The organism is Aminobacter sp. 01T433, from assembly GCF_056398585.1.
On record NZ_JBFTPR010000006.1, the window covers coordinates 1 to 15,704 of the forward strand.

The window sequence follows — 15,704 nt, forward strand, 5'->3', positions numbered from 1 at the left end:
CATGCGGATTGCCCGGCGCGTCATGATAGACCCAGTCTGCAACCATGCCCTTGGCGAGGATGTGTCGTTCGACGAAATCACGGACCAGTGCGATGTTTTGCTCGGACGACAGCTCCAGCGGCAAGGCAATGGTGATGTCCTTGGCAAGCTGGGCATCTGCGCGTTTCTCGCAAGCCTCGACCTTGTTCCAGAAGGCTTCCGCAGCACCTGCCACCGAGCGGTCGGCAATGAGGCTGCGCAGCCATTGCGGCGCATCAGGTGGTGCCGAAAACTCCTCGTGGAGTAGCCCTTGCTTGCGGGTGTAATCGACCGAGCGCGCTTCGCGTTCGTACTCCATCTTGGCGCAATGGCGATAGGCGGCCGACAGCACCGCGCTGCGGCCGTCGCCGCGGCTGACGATGCTGACGGAGAAGTGAGGGACAGTCACGGCAGAGATTGCTCCTGGATGGCGAACGGACACTCGGCGTTCGTCAGGAGCGGCTGGCTGGACAGGCCGTTGAGCAAGGCGTCGCGCCAGCGACGTATAATTGCGCCCTTGGACCGCTCCTTCGGAACGGCGGGATCATCGTTGAGAGCGTCGCCACCGCCGACTGCAGAATAAACGGGAATGCGCTTCGCACCCTCCCCGTCGATCTTTGTCTGGCGTTTCGCTCAATCCAGACAAGGAAGGTTCATCCAAAATGAAACGACCCTCATCGAAGATCAGGCAAGAAATCGCCCGCCTTCAGGCAACTGAGGCAAGCGGAAATGCGCAAGGCCGAGCGCATCGGGCTCAAAGCAATTCGGGCTGGCCTCGGCGAAATTGAAAGCGACGAAGCCGAGTTACTGGCAGCTCGCTGTTCTTCTGTTTCGACAGCTCGTTAGGTTCGTCCACCTGGCATCTTCTTCGTCGGCCTGGGCGGCTTCAAGACTACGTCGGTGCGATCCCAACCGCGCTGAAATGGGCGGCGGCCTGGTGGTGCTTGATCCGTCCTCTGAGATCGCACCGATGATGATCGCGCATCGCTGCAAAGCCGACCGCAAGGTGATCGTGCTCGATCCCATTGGTCCCGCGACCGACTTCAACGCGCTCGATGGATCGCCGCGTCGGCGGCACGAAGGAAGAGGACATTGTTGCTGTAGTGACATGGGTGATGACCGACCAGCCGAGACATACATTCGGCGTGGGACGACTGCTTTCGCGCCTCCGCACTTCAGCTTTTTACCGCCACCGTGTCGACCTGGGATTTGAACGTGCGCCGGTTCTACAGCCTCACTTTCCAGCCGACCTTGTTTGGCGGCGCATGGGTCATCCGAAACTGGCGGCGGATTGGCATCGATGGGCAAGCCATGATGGAAACCTTCGATGAAACCGACGACGCTCAACGCGCTATGAAGCGTCTGGAGACGATGGAGAAGCGGCGGGGCTATCGAGCGCCAAGGGAAGCCGGGCCAGCAGGTGCTTAAGATGAGACAACCCTGACGCTCCAAGAGCCAGAGGTGTGGCCCCGCCTTGTGGGCGGGGCCGGGCTCGGCCGGTCAGTCCCGGTTGGGGCGGGACCAGATGAGCTGGAGGCCCTGCTCGCCTTCCACCTCGACCAGGGTGGCGTAGATGGGAGCCTGGAAGCTCGGATCGTCCAGCTTGACCGAGAGGTAGTCGCGACCGCTCTGCCCGGAGTGCTTCTGCCAGGCGGCTCCGAGCTCCACGGAGCCGGAGAAGATGCGGAAGTGCGGGCCCTTGTCGGAGGGGTTTTCGATGCGCTCGAAGCGGGCCTTGACGGTGAGGGTGAGGGTCTTGATCGAACCGGTGAAGCCGTTGGCGGTGCTGGTGAATGAGCCAATGGTCGTCATGAGTGGTATTCCTTTCTCGTGTTTCGGGCCGCGCCCTTCGCGACCTCGATGGCAGTCGAAAAGATCGGAGACGATCGAACCGCACCCGTCAGGGCCGCAATGAAATGGAGGGCGGCAGGAAGCGGCTTTCTTGGCTCGCGAGGAATGCGAACGCTGTTTGCAGGGGAAGAAACCTGCGCCTGCCGTTGCGGGATAACGATCGAGGCGAAGCCGCTCTGCGATCGGACATGCCCCATCGAGCCAGCGGAAGGACCGGCTGTCGCGACAGGGAAGGAAGGACACCGCGGCCAGTGTGCCGATGTCATCTGTCACCGCACGGCTGACTGCCGGGTTGTGTTCCTAAGCGCTAAACAGACGCCCCACTTCCGATCGCAGCCGAGCCCGCAAAGCAAGTGCCAGCAAAGCAGGTGCCGGCGAAATCAGCGGGGCGAACACCTCAGGGGCATCGATGCCGTAGTCGCGACTATGCAGCGCGCAGCTTGCTCGGCAGGACTTGGAAGTGGTCGCGGAAGCTCTTGGAAAAATGCGACGAGGAAACGAAGCCGCAGGCAACCGCGACATCCATGATCGGCATCGGCGTCAGTTCGATCAGCTGGCGAGCTTTGGCCAGCCTGAGGGCGAGATAATGCTGCCATGGTGTCGTTGAGAGGTGGCGTTCGAACAGCCGCTCGATCTGGCGACGCGAAAGCGAGACCTGACTTGCGATCTCCTCCAGCGACAGCGGGTCCTCGATGTTGCGCTCCATGAGCTGGATGATGCGCAGGAGCTTCTTGCCGGTACTGCCGTAGCGCAGCCCTGGTGGCACCGACTGGCAGCTTGCACCATCGCGCCAACGGTCGGCCGTGACATGCTGGCAGATGCGGCGGGAAAGCTCGGTGCCGCAGCGCTCTTGCACCAGTTCCAAGGCGAGGTCGAAGGCTGCGAGTTCGCCGGCGCAGGTGACGATCTGGCCGTCGCGCACAAACAGGGCATCGTCGATGGCGAGGTCGTAAAACGTCTCTGAAAGTGCCGCCAACTTGCCCCAGTGGATGGTGCATTTGACGTCATCGAGCAACGCCGCTTCGGCAAGCAACCATGTCGCGGTGCCCAGCGCATAGATCGGCACATGGGAACGAAAGGCACGGCGCAGGAAGGCACGCAGCTCGTGCGAGCCGTGCTTTTCGACGCCTTCGCCTGCGCAGATGACGACAGCGCATTGCGGGTCGAGCGCCATGGCCTTCTGATGCTCGGTGAAGCTGCCTGTCACCGCAATCGAAATGCCGCTGGCGCATTCCACCGGCAAGCCGTCGAGGCTCATCAGCCGCCAGCTGAACTGGCTGCGGCCTGATAGGGAGTTGGCAATCCGCAGCGGATCGATCAACGACGACAGGCACAGTTGCGAGAACCCGGGCAGCACAAGCACCAGGAATTCGGCTGGCGGGAATTCGGCTGGCGAAGCTGAGCCGGTCGGCTGGGGCAAGGCGCCGGGCAACGCTTTTGCACCGGGCCAGCAGGTCTCGACGTTGAAGTCCGCATGCTTGTTCGGTGCGTTCATGTGCCCTCCCCGACCCCGGTCTTCAACCAGAGCCGATTGCCTCAAACGAGACAGCATGATCACAAATTGGCAAAAAAGAACACAAAACGCAACATGTCAAAATGCACCGACAGCTGCTTTTGTTGCGCAGAGGTTCAACCTTCGGCGGCGACGGTTGGCTGCACCATGCTCATCAGCCAGTCGCCGAAGGCGATGACTTTTGGCGTTTTCGCCTTCTGCGGCGTGGTCAAGAACCAGTAGGAGCCGGCACCGCGAAGGCGCTGTTTGAAGGGAGCGACGAGCAGGCCTGCGGCGAGTTCGCGCTCGATCAGGGCGGTTCTGCCGAGCAGCACGCCCTTGCCTTCGATCGCAGCACGGATCGCCATGATTGATTGGTCGAAAAACGAGCCGGCGGAGGTGTCGATACCGCTCACGCCAGCATGTGCCAGCCAGCTGTCCCAGTCCTCGTCATAGCCTGGCACATGCAGCAGATCCCCGGCTTGCAGGTCGTCAGGCGAGGTGAGGCCGGCGGCATATTTCGGCGCGCAGACGGGAAAGGTTTCGTCGCGCAGCAACAGCGTCGCCTCGCGCTTGGGCCAGTTGCCCCAACCAAACTCGATCGCGGCATCGACCTTGCCTTCGCCGTGGTCGAGCGCGGTCAGCCTCAGATCGATGGTCGGATGCTGGGCGCGGAACAAGTCGAGCCGTGGTGCGATCCACTGGCTGGCAAACGAGGTCGGCACGTGCACGACCAGCATTTCACGCATGCCGCGCCCGGCAAGCTTGGCGGTTGCCTCGTCGATCATCTGGAAGCCGCGGCCAAGATCTTCCGCATAGCGACGGCCACGGTCGGTGAGCCTCACGCCATTGGCATGGCGGTCGAACAGCTCCTTGCCGAGACGCAGTTCCAGGGCCCGGATATGTTGTGAGATCGCCGAAGGGGTGACGTTCAACTCGCTGGCGGCACCCGCAAAGGTTCCAAGCCGAGCAGCAGCTTCAAATGCCCGGAGCCAGTTCAGCGGGGGTCGGGCAGTTGCCATAGTACCATTAGTTTTTCTTGGTGTTCCCCTAAGGTAATCGCGTTTGCCGACCCAGACAAGAACAATTCTAATCTGCCTCAAACAAGCACTGGGAGGCGCTGCGATGAATGTTCACTGGCTCAACAGCTATCGGCCCGGTCACGGCCTGCCGCGCGACTTCTACACCAATGCTGAGATCTTCGCCGAGGAGCAGGAGCGGATTTTCCGCAACAACTGGTTCTTCGCTGGACATTCGATCGAGCTGCCCAAGTCGGGCGACTACATGACGCTGAATGTCGGCGGAGCCCCGGTGGTGGTGGTGCGCGACCGCGACGGCAAGGTGCATGCGCACCACAATGTCTGCCGCCATCGCGGCTCCATCATCTGCACCAAGGAAACGGGCAAGGCGACCCGGCTGGTTTGCCCCTATCACTCATGGTCTTATGCCCATGACGGCACCCTGATCGGCGCGCCGATGATGGGCGAGGATTTCGACAAGGCCGAACATGGTCTCAAACGCGTTCATGCCGAGGAATTCGACGGGCTGATCTTCGTCAACCTGTCCGACACGCCCTCTCCGTTCCACGAGCTGCGCGACCACCTCTCGCCGATCCTGAAATCGCAAGGCATGGCACGGGCCAAGATCGCGCTGATCCGCGATTACGAGCTCGACGTGAACTGGAAGATCGTCGTTGAAAACAACCGCGAATGCTACCACTGCGAGGCCAACCATCACGGCTATGTGTCGGTGCAATACGACACCGAAAACGACAATCCGGACCTTAAAGACGAGATATCGGAGCGCCTGGCCGACTGCGCCATCCGCTGGGAAAAGGCCGGTCTCGACACCGCCCGCGTCAATACTTCGTCGGACTATACCGCCGAATGGTTCCGCGCCAACCGCACGCCGGTGCGCAAGGGCATGGTCACCGAAAGTCCCGACGGTCAGCTGGTGTGCAAGGTGCTGATGGCCGGCTTCTCCGATCCCGACATGGGCACGGCGCGCGCCAACACCAACATCAACTTCTGGTGCCACGCCAATTCCGACTATGCCCATACGGTGCGCATCACCCCGGTTTCGCCGACCAAGACCATCGTGCGCGGCTATTGGCTGGTCGACGAGAACGCGGTCGAGGGCCGGGACTACGACCCCGAAAAAGTCGCGGCCTTCCATGACGAGGTAATGTCGGAGGACTGGGAAATCTGCCGGCGCCAGTGGATCGGGGTGAACTCGCCGGGATTCCAGCCCGGCCCCTACTCGCCGCTGAAAGAGCAGAACGTCGACCGCTACGTCAGATGGTACGCCCGCCAGATGGGCGCCTGATCCTCCCAAGACAAGGCCACATCATGCTCTCCAGGCCGGAAATCCTGCTGCAGGTTGCAGAAATCAGGGCGCTCACCGCAAGGGTCTCGGCCTATCGGCTAGTCTCGCCGCATGGCGAGCGCCTGCCGGCCTGGGAAGCTGGCGCGCATCTCAACTTCCGCCTCCCGAGCGGCCGTGCCAGATGCTACTCGCTGTGCGGTGACCCGGCGCAGACGTTTGAATACTGGATCGCCGTGCAGCGCGAGGAGCAGGGCGAAGGCGGTTCGCTGGAGATAGCGAAAGCCTTTTCGCGCGGCGTGGTGGTTCGCGCCGATCCGCCGCGCAACGGGTTTCCTCTCGCCGCCGATGCGCGGCACCATATCCTTGTGGCAGGTGGCATTGGCATCACGCCTGTCATCGCGATGATCCATCATCTCAAGGCCGCCAAGGCGAGTTTTTTCGCTCATATCTGCGCCCGCTCGATGGAAGAAACGGCATTCGGCGAATTCATCGTCGATGAGGTAAAGGTCGGTCGCGCGGCCCTGCATCACGACGACAACAACCCGGCAAAGCGTCCTGATATGGCGGCACTCATCGGTGAGGTGGCGGACGGCGTGCATGCCTATGCCTGCGGCCCGGCTGGCTTCCTCAAGGCTTTCGCCAAGGCGACCGAAAGCTGGCCGCGCCATCAGGTGCATGTCGAGAGCTTCGCGCCTGAGGAAAAGATTGAGGCGGGTGACCGGTCCTTCCAGGTGAAGATCGCCTCGAGCGGTGCGGTCATCGACGTGCCCAATGGCAAGTCGCTGCTCGCGGCCCTGACGGCGGCCGGCCACCGCATCGAGACGAGCTGCCGGCAAGGCATGTGCGGCTCCTGCATGGTCGGTTACCTCGACGGCGAACCTGACCACCGCGACACCGCACTCACCGAAGACGAACGCCGCGAATTCCTCACCGTGTGCTGTTCGCGGGCCAATTCACCACTGCTTGTTCTCGACCTCTGATGAAATTGCCGGCGAACACCGGCTGAGCAATCCCGAAATCCCCTCGCAGCCGCGAGCTCACTTGGAAAGTCAAAGCATGTCCGGCAAAGTCCCCTCGCACGCCCGCATCGTCATTGTCGGCGGCGGCGCCCTTGGCACCTCCATCGCCTATCACCTCGCCAAGATGGGTGAAAAAGACGTTCTGCTATTAGAAAAGAACGTGCTGACGGCGGGCTCGACCTGGCACGCCGCCGGCCTCATGGGGCAGCTGCGCAGCAAGGTGAACCTGACGCGCCTGATGCAATACAGCGCCGATCTCTGCGCCAAGATTGGTGCGGAGACCGGGCAGGATGTCGGCTGGAAGAATGTCGGAAGCCTGCGGCTCGCTGCCTCCGATGCGCGCTGGGAAGAACTGAAGCGCGCCCATACCGCTGCCAAGAGCTACGGCTTCGACATGGAGCTTGTCGGTCCCGACGAGGTCAAGAAGCTGTTCCCACTTGTCGACACCAAGGACCTGCGCGGGGCGACCTGGATCGCCTCGGATGGCCATGTCGATCCCTATTCGCTGACCCATGCCTACGCCAAGGGCGCGCGCACTGGGGGCGTGCGCATCGTCGAGGGCGTGACGGTCACCGGCTTTACCATCAAGGATCGCCGCATCACCGGCGTGAAGACTGCAGAGGGCGAGATCGGCTGCGAGATCGTCGTCAACGCAGCCGGGCTGTGGGCGCGCCAGCTTGGCGAACTCGCTGGCATCGACCTGCCGATCACCGTTGTGGAGCACGAATATTTCGTCACCGAAAAGTCGCCCATGGTGCCCGACGACCTGCCGACCCTGCGCGACCCGGATGCCAATTTCTACGTCAAGCCGGAGCCGGGAGCGATGGCGATCGGCGGTTGGGAAAAGGAAACCCGCGCCGCCTATGGTCTCGGCAAGCTGCCGATGAGCTTTGGCCAGGAGCTGCTCCCCGATGATCTCGAGCGCATGTCGGAGGTGATCGAAGGTGCTGCCAACCGCATTCCGATCCTCAGTGAACTCGGCGTGCGCGCAGTGGTCAACGGCCCGATCCCGATCTCGGCCGACGGCGAGCCGGTCATGGGCCTTGCCGGCGACTATGAGAACTTCTTCGTTGCCTGTGGCTTCACCTCGGGCATCGCGGCATCAGGCGGTGCTGGCCGCGCCATGGCCAACTGGATCGTCGAAGGCGACCCTGGGATGGATTTGTGGGCCTTCGACCTGCGCCGCTTCGGTAAGCCGCATGGTGGCCTCGCCTATCTCAGGGACAGCGCCATTGAGGCCTATTCCAAATATTACGCCATCGCCTGGCCAGAGGAGGAACGTTCGGCCTGCCGCCCCTTGCGCCGCTCACCGCTCTACCAGACCTTGACCGCGCAAGGCGCCGTCAACGGAGTCAAATTCGGCTGGGAACGGCCCAATTATTTTCTCAAAGCCGGCGAGGCAAAACCGCCGCTCGAAACCTTCGAGCGCGCGCCTTATGCCGAGGTGATCGGCCGCGAGCACAAGATCGTGCGCGAGGGCGTGGCACTTGTCGACCAGTCGTCATTTTCGAAATTCGAGGTCGCAGGACCGGGCGCGCTCTCTTACCTGCAGTGGTTAGCGGCCGCCAATGTAGATCGCGGCGAAGGTGCAGTGATCTACACCCAGCTTCTCAACAAGCGCGGCGGCATCGAAGCCGACCTCACCATCATGCGGCCGCGCGAGGACGTCTTCCACGTCGTCACCGGTTCGGCCTTCGGCACGCGCGACGGTGGCTGGATCCGCCGTCACATGCCGCGCGACGGCTCGGTGAGCGTACAGGATGTGACCGGTGCATACGGTGTCATCAATCTGTGCGGACCGCTTTCGCGTGACGTGCTCGCCAAGGTCAGCGAGGATGACGTGAGCAATGCCGCCTTCCCCTATATGAGCTGCCGCAACATCCGCGTCGGCTGGGCGCCGGTCATGGCCGCGCGCGTCACCTATGTCGGCGAACTCGGCTGGGAATTGCATGTGCCCACCGAATACATGGCCTATGTCTACGAGGTGCTGAAGGACGCAGGCGCTGCGTTCGGCATCGCCGATGTCGGCTACAAATCGATCTCCAGCCTGCGCATGGAAAAGCGCTACCTCTATTGGGGCGCAGACATAACGCCCGACGACACACCGCTGGAAGCTGGCCTCGGCTTTGCCGTGTCGATGAAGAAGGGCGATTTCCAGGGCCGCGAGGCGCTTGCGGCGCAGAAAGAACTTGGGCTGAGCCGCAAACTCGCCTGCTTCCGGCTCGACGAGCCGCTGTCGGTCTATGGCGGCGAGGCGATGTCGGTGAACGGTCGCATTGTCGGCATGACGACCAGCGGCGACTTCGGTCATACGGTGGGCGCGTCGCTGGTGTTCGGCTATCTCAAGGGTGAGGACATGGGGCTCAAGGCGATCGAGGTCGAGGCCTTCGGCCGCCGCAGCCGCGCAACCGTCGTCGACCGATGCGTGTACGATCCCGCCGGCGAGCGTGTCCGCATGTGAACCGAACATCCGGGCCAGCTGCCACATATTGCAACATATGCTTGCTCGATGAGGCCAATATCGCCACATTGGCCTTATGTCCGACTCGCACAGTTCCAACGCCCGGGCGCTCGCGCCGCGCCGCCATGACGAGATCCTGAGGCGGCTTGCCGCCGACGGTTCTGTCGGCATCACCGAGCTTGCCAATTTCTTCGACGTGTCGCGGGAGACGATCCGCCGCGACATGAAGCATCTGGCCGAGCGCGGCCAGCTCGACCTCGTCCACGGCGGGGCGACGCTGTTTGAAGCAACCGAGCCGGCGCTCAACGAGCGCAGCCAGGAAAATGCTACGGGCAAAGCTGCCATCGGCCGCGCCGCAGCCAATCTGGTCGAGGACGGCATGGTCGTTTTCCTCGATTCCGGCACCACCACGCTTGCCGTCGCGCACGCGTTGACCGGCAAGCAGAACCTGACGGTTTGCACCACAAGTCTGGTGATCGCCCTGCACATGTGCCGTCAGCCGCATGTGCGCGTGCATATGCTGGGCGGCGAAATCGATCCATCGGAGGAAGCCGCCATCGGCATCGATGCACTGGAGGCAATCAGCCGCTTCCGTGTCGATGTGGCGTTTTTGGGCGGCGGAGCACTGTCGCCTGAGGGCGAGGTCACCGACTTCACCCGCAATGGCGCCGAGCAGCGCTCGCGCATGGCGGCGACCGCTGCAAAAGCCTATTTCGTGCTCGACAGTTCCAAGTTCGGCAAGCTGACCCCGCTGCGCATCCCGCGCTTCGAGCTCGCCGCCGGCGTCATCGTCGACGCCCCTCCCCCCGCTGCCATGGCGGAGGCGCTGGAACGGAAGGGACCGAAGGTGATCGTCGGCGATTGATGGCTGACGGCGGATGCCGCCAGCCAAGACTTTTCAGCTCAGATTTCTACGCCGTTCCAGTTCCGCATCGGTTGGGGTCTCGAATTCAAACGAGCCGGTGACGATGTCGCCATCGCGAACGTATTTGTTGACGGTCACGCCCGTCCCGGAAACCTTCGAGGAAACCAGCTTCAGTGCCGACGGTCGTGTGCCGTCGCCGAACAGGCGCTTGCCCTTGCCCAGCACCAGCGGGAAGATCGAGATGTTGAGCTCGTCGACGAGGTCGGCGGCGAGCAGGGTCTTGAGGAAATCGGTCGAGCCCTGGGTCAAGAGATCCGGTCCGTCCTCGGCCTTCAGCTTGTGCATGGCGGCAACGGCGTCCGTGCCCAGCGAATGGCTGTTTTGCCAGCCGAGTTTCAGGTTGGGATTACGGGTCGCGACATATTTATTGATCCTGTCGAACAGTGGACCAATCGGATCGTCGGCGCCGACATAAGGCCAGTGCGCGGCAAAGATGTCCCAGGTCTTGCGCCCAAGCAGCAGGTCGAAGGGCTTGGCGAACATCTCGCCCACCGCTTCACCCATCGTTTCGTCGAAATAGGGCGCGCCCCAGCCGCCATATTTGAAGCCGCCGATCGGGTCCTCCTCGGGGCCTCCCGGCGCCTGCATGATGCCGTCGAGGCTCATGAATGCACCCACCACGATCTTTCTCATGTCGTTCTCCTTCATCGCCCCTGCTGGCTCTACGCTTTGAAGACGTTCGGCGGCGGTGCGTTCCGACAAAGCTAGCGAAATTTCCATGCACTGCAGCCCGCACGCAAGCCCGCCTTGGCATGCGGTACCGTTCGCCCTTCCCGACAGACGGTGTAGTCGCACGTCTCCCCGCTTGGTATGTGATTATTTGTTGCAATTAATGTTGCGTTTTGTTGCGACCGAGATAGAGTGCGGCCTTCACCTTTGGGAGGTTGTTTCATCATGGCGCAGGAATTCCCGACGCAGGCACGCGTCGTCATCGTCGGCGGCGGCATCGTCGGCTGCTCGGTCGCCTATCACCTGACAAAGCTCGGCTGGAAAGACGTCGTGCTGCTCGAACAGGGCCAGCTCAGCGGCGGCACCACATGGCATGCCGCAGGCCTGGTCGGGCAATTGCGCAGCCACGCCAACATGACCAGCCTGATCAAATATTCGACACAGCTCTACAGCGAACTCGAGGCTGAGACGGGCCTTGCCACCGGCTGGAAAAACTGCGGTTCGCTGTCGGTTGCCCGCAGCGCCGACCGCATGACGGTGCTGAAGCGCACTGCCGCTTCGGCTCGCGCACAGGGCGTCGACATCGAGGTGATTTCGGCCAGGGAGGCGCAGGAGAAGTGGCCGGTCATGGCCATCGACGATCTTGTCGGCGCCGTTTGGCTTCCGGGCGACGGCAAGGCCAACCCCACCGACCTGACCCAATCGCTGGCCAAAGGGGCGCGCAATCGCGGGGCGCGGGTCATCGAGCGCGTGCGTGTCACCGGCATCACCGTCAAGGACGGCAAGGCTTGCGGCGTCGAGACCGACAAGGGCAACATCACAGCCGAGATCGTCGTCAACTGCGCGGGCCAGTGGGCGCGCAAGGTCGGCGCGATGTGCGGCGTCACCGTGCCGCTGCATTCGGCTGAACACATGTACATCGTCACCGGCAAGATCGAGGGCGTGCATCCCGACCTGCCGGTGCTCCGCGATCCCGACGGCTTCATCTATTTCAAGGAAGAGGTTGGCGGCCTTGTCATGGGCGGCTTTGAACCTGAGGCCAAGCCATGGGGCATGAACGGCATTCCCGACAATTTCGAGTTCGCGCTTTTGCCCGACGACTGGGACCAGTTCGAGATCCTGATGCAGAATGCGCTTGTGCGCGTGCCGCAGCTGGAAACATCAGAGGTCAAGAAATTCTACAATGGGCCGGAAAGCTTCACCGCCGACAACAATTTCATCCTTGGCGAAGCCCCGGAGCTCAAGAACTTCTTCGTCGGCGCCGGCTTCAATTCGATGGGCATTGCCAGTGCCGGTGGTGCCGGCAAGGCGCTCGCCGAATGGATCGTCAACGGTTCGCCGACAATGGATTTGTGGCCGGTCGACATCAGGCGTTTTGCCGGTTTCAACAACAACCCGCGCTGGCTGCACGACCGCGTCAAGGAAACGCTCGGACTCCACTATGCCATGCCGTGGCCGAACCGCGAGCTCGACAGCGCGCGGCCTTTCCGCCGCTCGCCGCTCTATGACCGCCTCGCCGCCAAGGGCGCCTGCTTCGGCTCGAAAATGGGCTGGGAGCGCGCCAACTGGTTCGCCGGCGCGGGCGAAAAGCCCGAGACGCAATATTCCTTCGGCCGCCAGAACTGGCACGATGCGGTCAAGCGCGAGATGAAGGCCGTGCGCGAGGCCGCCGGCATCTTCGACCAGACCTCGTTTGCCAAGATCATGGTGCAGGGCCGGGATGCCGCTTCGGCGCTCAACCATATCTGTGCGGCCGACATCGACGTCGAGATCGGCCGCTCGGTCTATACCGGCCTGCTCAACGAGCGCGGCGGCTATGAGAGCGACCTGACCGTGATGCGGCTGGCGCGCGACAAGTTCTTGATCGTCACCGGCTCGGCCCAAGCTGTGCACGATGCCGACTGGATCAGCAAGAACATCCCCGAGGGCGCGCACGTCACGCTGACCGACGTCACCTCGTCCTATTCGGTGCTGGCACTGATGGGGCCGCGCTCACGCGACATCCTGGCCAAGCTCACCTCGGCTGATCTGTCCAATGCCGGATTCCCCTTCGCCACGATCAAAGAGATCGACGTCGGCTATGCCACCGCTTACGCCAACCGCATGACCTATGTCGGTGAACTTGGCTGGGAGCTGATCGTGCCGACCGAATTCGCCGTTGGCGTCTATGAAGCGCTGGACCAGGCCGGTCGCGACCTCGGCCTCACCGATTGCGGTTACTACGCACTCGAAGCGCTGCGCATCGAAAAGGGCTTCAGGGCCTGGAGCCGGGAGCTTACGCCCGACATCAATCCTTACGAGGCAGGGCTTGCCTTCGCGGTGTCGATGGACAAGCCGGGCGGTTTCATTGGGCGCGACGCGCTGGCCGAGGCAAAGGCCAAGGGCAAGCTGACGCGCCGCATCGTGCAGTTCACGCTCGATGATGCGGCCCCGATGCTGTGGGGTGGCGAGCTGGTCCTGCGCGACGGCAAGCCGGTCGGCGAAGTGCGTTCGGCGAGCTATGGCCACACGCTCGGCCGATCCGTAGCACTCGGGCTGATCGAACACGCTGAAGGCGTCGACAAGTCGTTCATCGAAAGCGGCCGCTACGAGATCGATCTCGCTGGCGAGCGCCACGCAGCCACCGCCCATCTCAAGGCGCCCTACGATCCAAAGTCCGAACGGGTGAAGGCCGACAGCACAGAGCTACGCGCCGCGGCCTGACCGTTCCAATCTTCGATTCTACCCCCCACTGCCCCTCCCGCCATAGGGAGGGGCTTTTTCGCAAGCGGTCAGGCCGGCGCGAGCTTGAGCATGGCGATGCCGGCGAGCACGGCAGCTATGCCACCAAGTCGTATGGGCCCGAGCGGTTCGCCAAACAGCACGACACCCATGACAACGGTTCCGGCCGCTCCGATTCCCGTCCACACCGCATAGGCCGTGCCAACAGGAAGCGTGTCCAGCACGCGGCCGAGCAAATAGACGAAAGCGCCGAGAAGCAGGATGGAGACGATGCTCCATCCTAGCTTGGTATAGCCCTCGGAATATTTCATCGACACCGCCCAGGCGACATCGAGCAGCCCAGCGATCACCAGCAGGATCCAGGCGAGACCCTGGCTCATCATGCGGCGAGCTTCATACCTTCGGCCTGCATCGCCTCGCGCACCTTTGGCCGACTTCCGACGCGGCCCATATAGGCGCGCAGGCTTGGGAAAGCCGAGAGGTCGACTTTGGCAAAGCCCGACCAGCCGACGATGGTGAACAGATAGGCGTCGGCGACGGTGAAGCGTTCGCCCATCAAGAACGGGCCGGAAGCCGCGAGATGGCTTTCGACAAAGGCGAGCCGCTGGGCAATCTTGCCGCGCGCCACTTCCTGCGCCTGGGCCCCATATTCGGGATGGAACAGCCAGGGACTGTACATCTTGTGCAGTTCGGTGGCGACGAAGTTGAGCCAGGACTGCACCTGATAGCGTTCGCGCGTGCCGGCCGCCGGCGCAAGATTCGCTTCCGGTTTGAGGTCCGCGAGGTACTGGATGATCGCCGCACCTTCCGTGAGAAGCGAGCCGCCGTCGAGTTCGAGCACAGGAACATAGCCGTTGGGGTTGACCTTGGCGAAGTCGTGGCCGGAGCCGGTGACATGCGGTTTCCTAGATATGTCGACCCGCTCGATGTCGAGCGGGATGCCGGCCTCGAGCGCCACGATGTGGGGCGACAGCGAGCAGGTGCCGGTGGCGTAATAGAGTTTCATGATCTGTCCTCTTGGGTTCTGACCGTTTGGCCGTTGCTTCCGGGACAAATCTAGTCGTTGCGTATTCGCAATGCTCATTGGGTCTTTGCCAACTGCGCTTGCATGACTGCAAGACCAGGGCGTGCTAGAAGGCACGCATGGAAGACTGGAACGAACTCAGGCTAGTGCTCTCTGTAGCCCGCGCTGGCAGCCTCACCGCAGCAGCTGGAGTGCTCGGCATCGACCACTCAACCGTGTTTCGCCGGCTCAATGCTCTCGAACAGCGGCTGGCGGTGCGGGTGTTCGAACGCCTTCCCGGGGGCATCTACCAGCTGACACCTGCTGGCGAGCGCATGGCGGCCGCCGCGGAACGCATGGAGGACGAGGCGCTGTCTCTGGCGCGCGACATCGCCGGTGCCGACGGCCGGCTGTCGGGCCGACTGCGAGTCACCTCATCGGAGACTCTGGCCTACTCCAGGCTGACCAGCCACCTTGCCGCGTTCCAGCAGGTACATCCCGGCATCATGGTCGAACTTGTGATCGAAAACCGCGTGCTCTCCCTGTCGCGCCGAGAGGCCGACATCGCGCTGCGGCCGATCCGCCCTAAGGAAGGTGACCTGTGGGGCCGCAAGCTTGCCGGCGTCGCATGGACCTTCTTCGCATCCACCGCCTATCTCCAGGCCCATGGCGGACCGATCGAGGGCCCTGACGACCTTGGCAGTCAATCGCTGATCGGCTGGGAGGAGACTGCGGGCGGCATCATGGCAGCCGACTGGCTCGACCGAGCCGTTGCGGCGGACGCTTTCGTCTACCGCACCAATAGCCTGGTCAATCAGGCAGTCGCCGCCAGGGGTGGCATCGGCATGGCGCTTTTGCCCTGCTATCTCGGCGACGGCGAGCCCGGTCTCGTCCGCGCGCTTGCCGCGCCTTTGCCTGAGGTTGCCGGCGAACTGTGGATTGTCACCCACTCCGACTTGAAAGGCACCGCGAGGGTCCGCGCGTTCTTCGATGTCGTCGGCGACGGCCTCGCCCGCGAACGCGACCTGTTCGAAGGCAGGCGCTGCTGAGCGGTGACCGTGTGTTAGGGGTGGCAGCCGGGTAGCTTTTGGCGCGCGGGCTAAGCAACACATTGGAGGATGCTGCAATTTACTCCGAAGATCACGCAGGCTTGCTCGAGCGCATTCGAACCTGAATAATGGCTTGACGCTGATATCGAGATGAACAGGCAAGGGAGAGGC

Annotated in this window: 14 protein-coding genes and 2 pseudogenes; 9 read left to right on the plus strand and 7 right to left on the minus strand. The window is 62.8% G+C overall.

The features are described from left to right. On the minus strand, positions 1 to 427 hold a 427-nt coding region (locus tag AC1DLV_RS12290), incomplete at its 3' end, for a MobA/MobL family protein (protein ID WP_476836169.1). Positions 428 to 680: 253 nt separating this feature from the next. Between AC1DLV_RS12290 and AC1DLV_RS12295 the strand changes: the two are divergent. From AC1DLV_RS12295 to AC1DLV_RS12305, 3 genes and pseudogenes are all read left to right on the plus strand, one after another. Continuing rightward, a pseudogene (locus AC1DLV_RS12295) lies at positions 681 to 834 on the plus strand (TraC family protein); the annotation flags it as partial. Then, positions 828 to 1,218, plus strand: a pseudogene (locus tag AC1DLV_RS12300) (type IV secretory system conjugative DNA transfer family protein); the annotation flags it as partial. The pseudogenes AC1DLV_RS12295 and AC1DLV_RS12300, both read left to right, overlap by 7 nt. Before the next feature lie 15 nt (positions 1,219 to 1,233). Beyond that, entirely contained in the window at positions 1,234 to 1,446 is a 213-nt protein-coding gene (locus AC1DLV_RS12305) for a WGR domain-containing protein (RefSeq protein ID WP_476800073.1), read from the plus strand. A gap of 72 nt (positions 1,447 to 1,518) precedes the next feature. On the opposite strand, the gene AC1DLV_RS12310 is transcribed toward AC1DLV_RS12305, so the two are convergent. The 3 genes from AC1DLV_RS12310 to gcvA form a co-directional block, all read right to left on the minus strand. Beyond that, the gene (locus AC1DLV_RS12310; RefSeq protein ID WP_476799847.1) at positions 1,519 to 1,830 is read right to left on the minus strand and encodes a DUF736 domain-containing protein; all 312 of its coding nucleotides are present in this window, start codon (positions 1,828 to 1,830) and stop codon (positions 1,519 to 1,521) included. A gap of 463 nt (positions 1,831 to 2,293) precedes the next feature. Then, positions 2,294 to 3,364 (minus strand): GlxA family transcriptional regulator, encoded by a 1,071-nt coding sequence (locus AC1DLV_RS12315; protein WP_476799848.1) that lies wholly within the window; start codon positions 3,362 to 3,364, stop codon positions 2,294 to 2,296. A gap of 134 nt (positions 3,365 to 3,498) precedes the next feature. After that, complete coding sequence (gene gcvA, locus AC1DLV_RS12320) at positions 3,499 to 4,383, minus strand: transcriptional regulator GcvA (protein WP_476799849.1); 885 nt, start codon at positions 4,381 to 4,383, stop codon at positions 3,499 to 3,501. A gap of 103 nt (positions 4,384 to 4,486) precedes the next feature. Between gcvA and AC1DLV_RS12325 the strand changes: the two genes are divergently transcribed. The 4 genes from AC1DLV_RS12325 (at position 4,487) to AC1DLV_RS12340 (ending at position 10,031) form a co-directional block, all read left to right on the plus strand. Then, a complete protein-coding gene (locus AC1DLV_RS12325) occupies positions 4,487 to 5,686 on the plus strand; it encodes an aromatic ring-hydroxylating oxygenase subunit alpha (RefSeq protein WP_476799850.1) in 1,200 nt (399 codons plus the stop codon). Positions 5,687 to 5,709: 23 nt separating this feature from the next. Then, positions 5,710 to 6,666, plus strand: coding sequence for a PDR/VanB family oxidoreductase (locus tag AC1DLV_RS12330; RefSeq protein ID WP_476799851.1), 957 nt, complete (start codon positions 5,710 to 5,712; stop codon positions 6,664 to 6,666). Positions 6,667 to 6,742: 76 nt separating this feature from the next. Beyond that, positions 6,743 to 9,166: a GcvT family protein gene (locus AC1DLV_RS12335; protein ID WP_476799852.1), complete on the plus strand. Its 2,424-nt coding sequence runs from the start codon at positions 6,743 to 6,745 to the stop codon at positions 9,164 to 9,166. A gap of 76 nt (positions 9,167 to 9,242) precedes the next feature. Further along, positions 9,243 to 10,031: a DeoR/GlpR family DNA-binding transcription regulator gene (locus tag AC1DLV_RS12340; RefSeq protein WP_476799853.1), complete on the plus strand. Its 789-nt coding sequence runs from the start codon at positions 9,243 to 9,245 to the stop codon at positions 10,029 to 10,031. Positions 10,032 to 10,064: 33 nt separating this feature from the next. Here AC1DLV_RS12340 and AC1DLV_RS12345 read toward each other — a convergent pair whose 3' ends face one another. Further along, a complete protein-coding gene (locus AC1DLV_RS12345) occupies positions 10,065 to 10,724 on the minus strand; it encodes a dihydrofolate reductase family protein (protein ID WP_476799854.1) in 660 nt (219 codons plus the stop codon). 261 nt (positions 10,725 to 10,985) lie between these two features. On the opposite strand from AC1DLV_RS12345, the gene AC1DLV_RS12350 reads away from it, so the two are divergent. Continuing rightward, the gene (locus AC1DLV_RS12350; protein WP_476799855.1) at positions 10,986 to 13,463 is read left to right on the plus strand and encodes a GcvT family protein; all 2,478 of its coding nucleotides are present in this window, start codon (positions 10,986 to 10,988) and stop codon (positions 13,461 to 13,463) included. A 68-nt stretch (positions 13,464 to 13,531) separates the two neighbouring features. Here AC1DLV_RS12350 and AC1DLV_RS12355 read toward each other — a convergent pair whose 3' ends face one another. Both AC1DLV_RS12355 and gstA read right to left on the minus strand, forming a co-directional pair. Continuing rightward, on the minus strand, positions 13,532 to 13,861 hold the full coding sequence (locus tag AC1DLV_RS12355; protein WP_476800074.1) for a DMT family transporter: 330 nt from the start codon (positions 13,859 to 13,861) through the stop codon (positions 13,532 to 13,534). Continuing rightward, the gene (gene gstA / locus AC1DLV_RS12360) at positions 13,861 to 14,487 is read right to left on the minus strand and encodes a glutathione transferase GstA (RefSeq protein ID WP_476799856.1); all 627 of its coding nucleotides are present in this window, start codon (positions 14,485 to 14,487) and stop codon (positions 13,861 to 13,863) included. Before gstA ends, AC1DLV_RS12355 begins: the two co-directional genes overlap by 1 nt. Positions 14,488 to 14,624: 137 nt before the next feature. Here gstA and AC1DLV_RS12365 point away from each other — a divergent pair, with 137 nt between their 5' ends. Further along, positions 14,625 to 15,533 (plus strand): LysR family transcriptional regulator, encoded by a 909-nt coding sequence (locus AC1DLV_RS12365; protein WP_476799857.1) that lies wholly within the window; start codon positions 14,625 to 14,627, stop codon positions 15,531 to 15,533. Positions 15,534 to 15,704 lie beyond the last annotated feature (171 nt).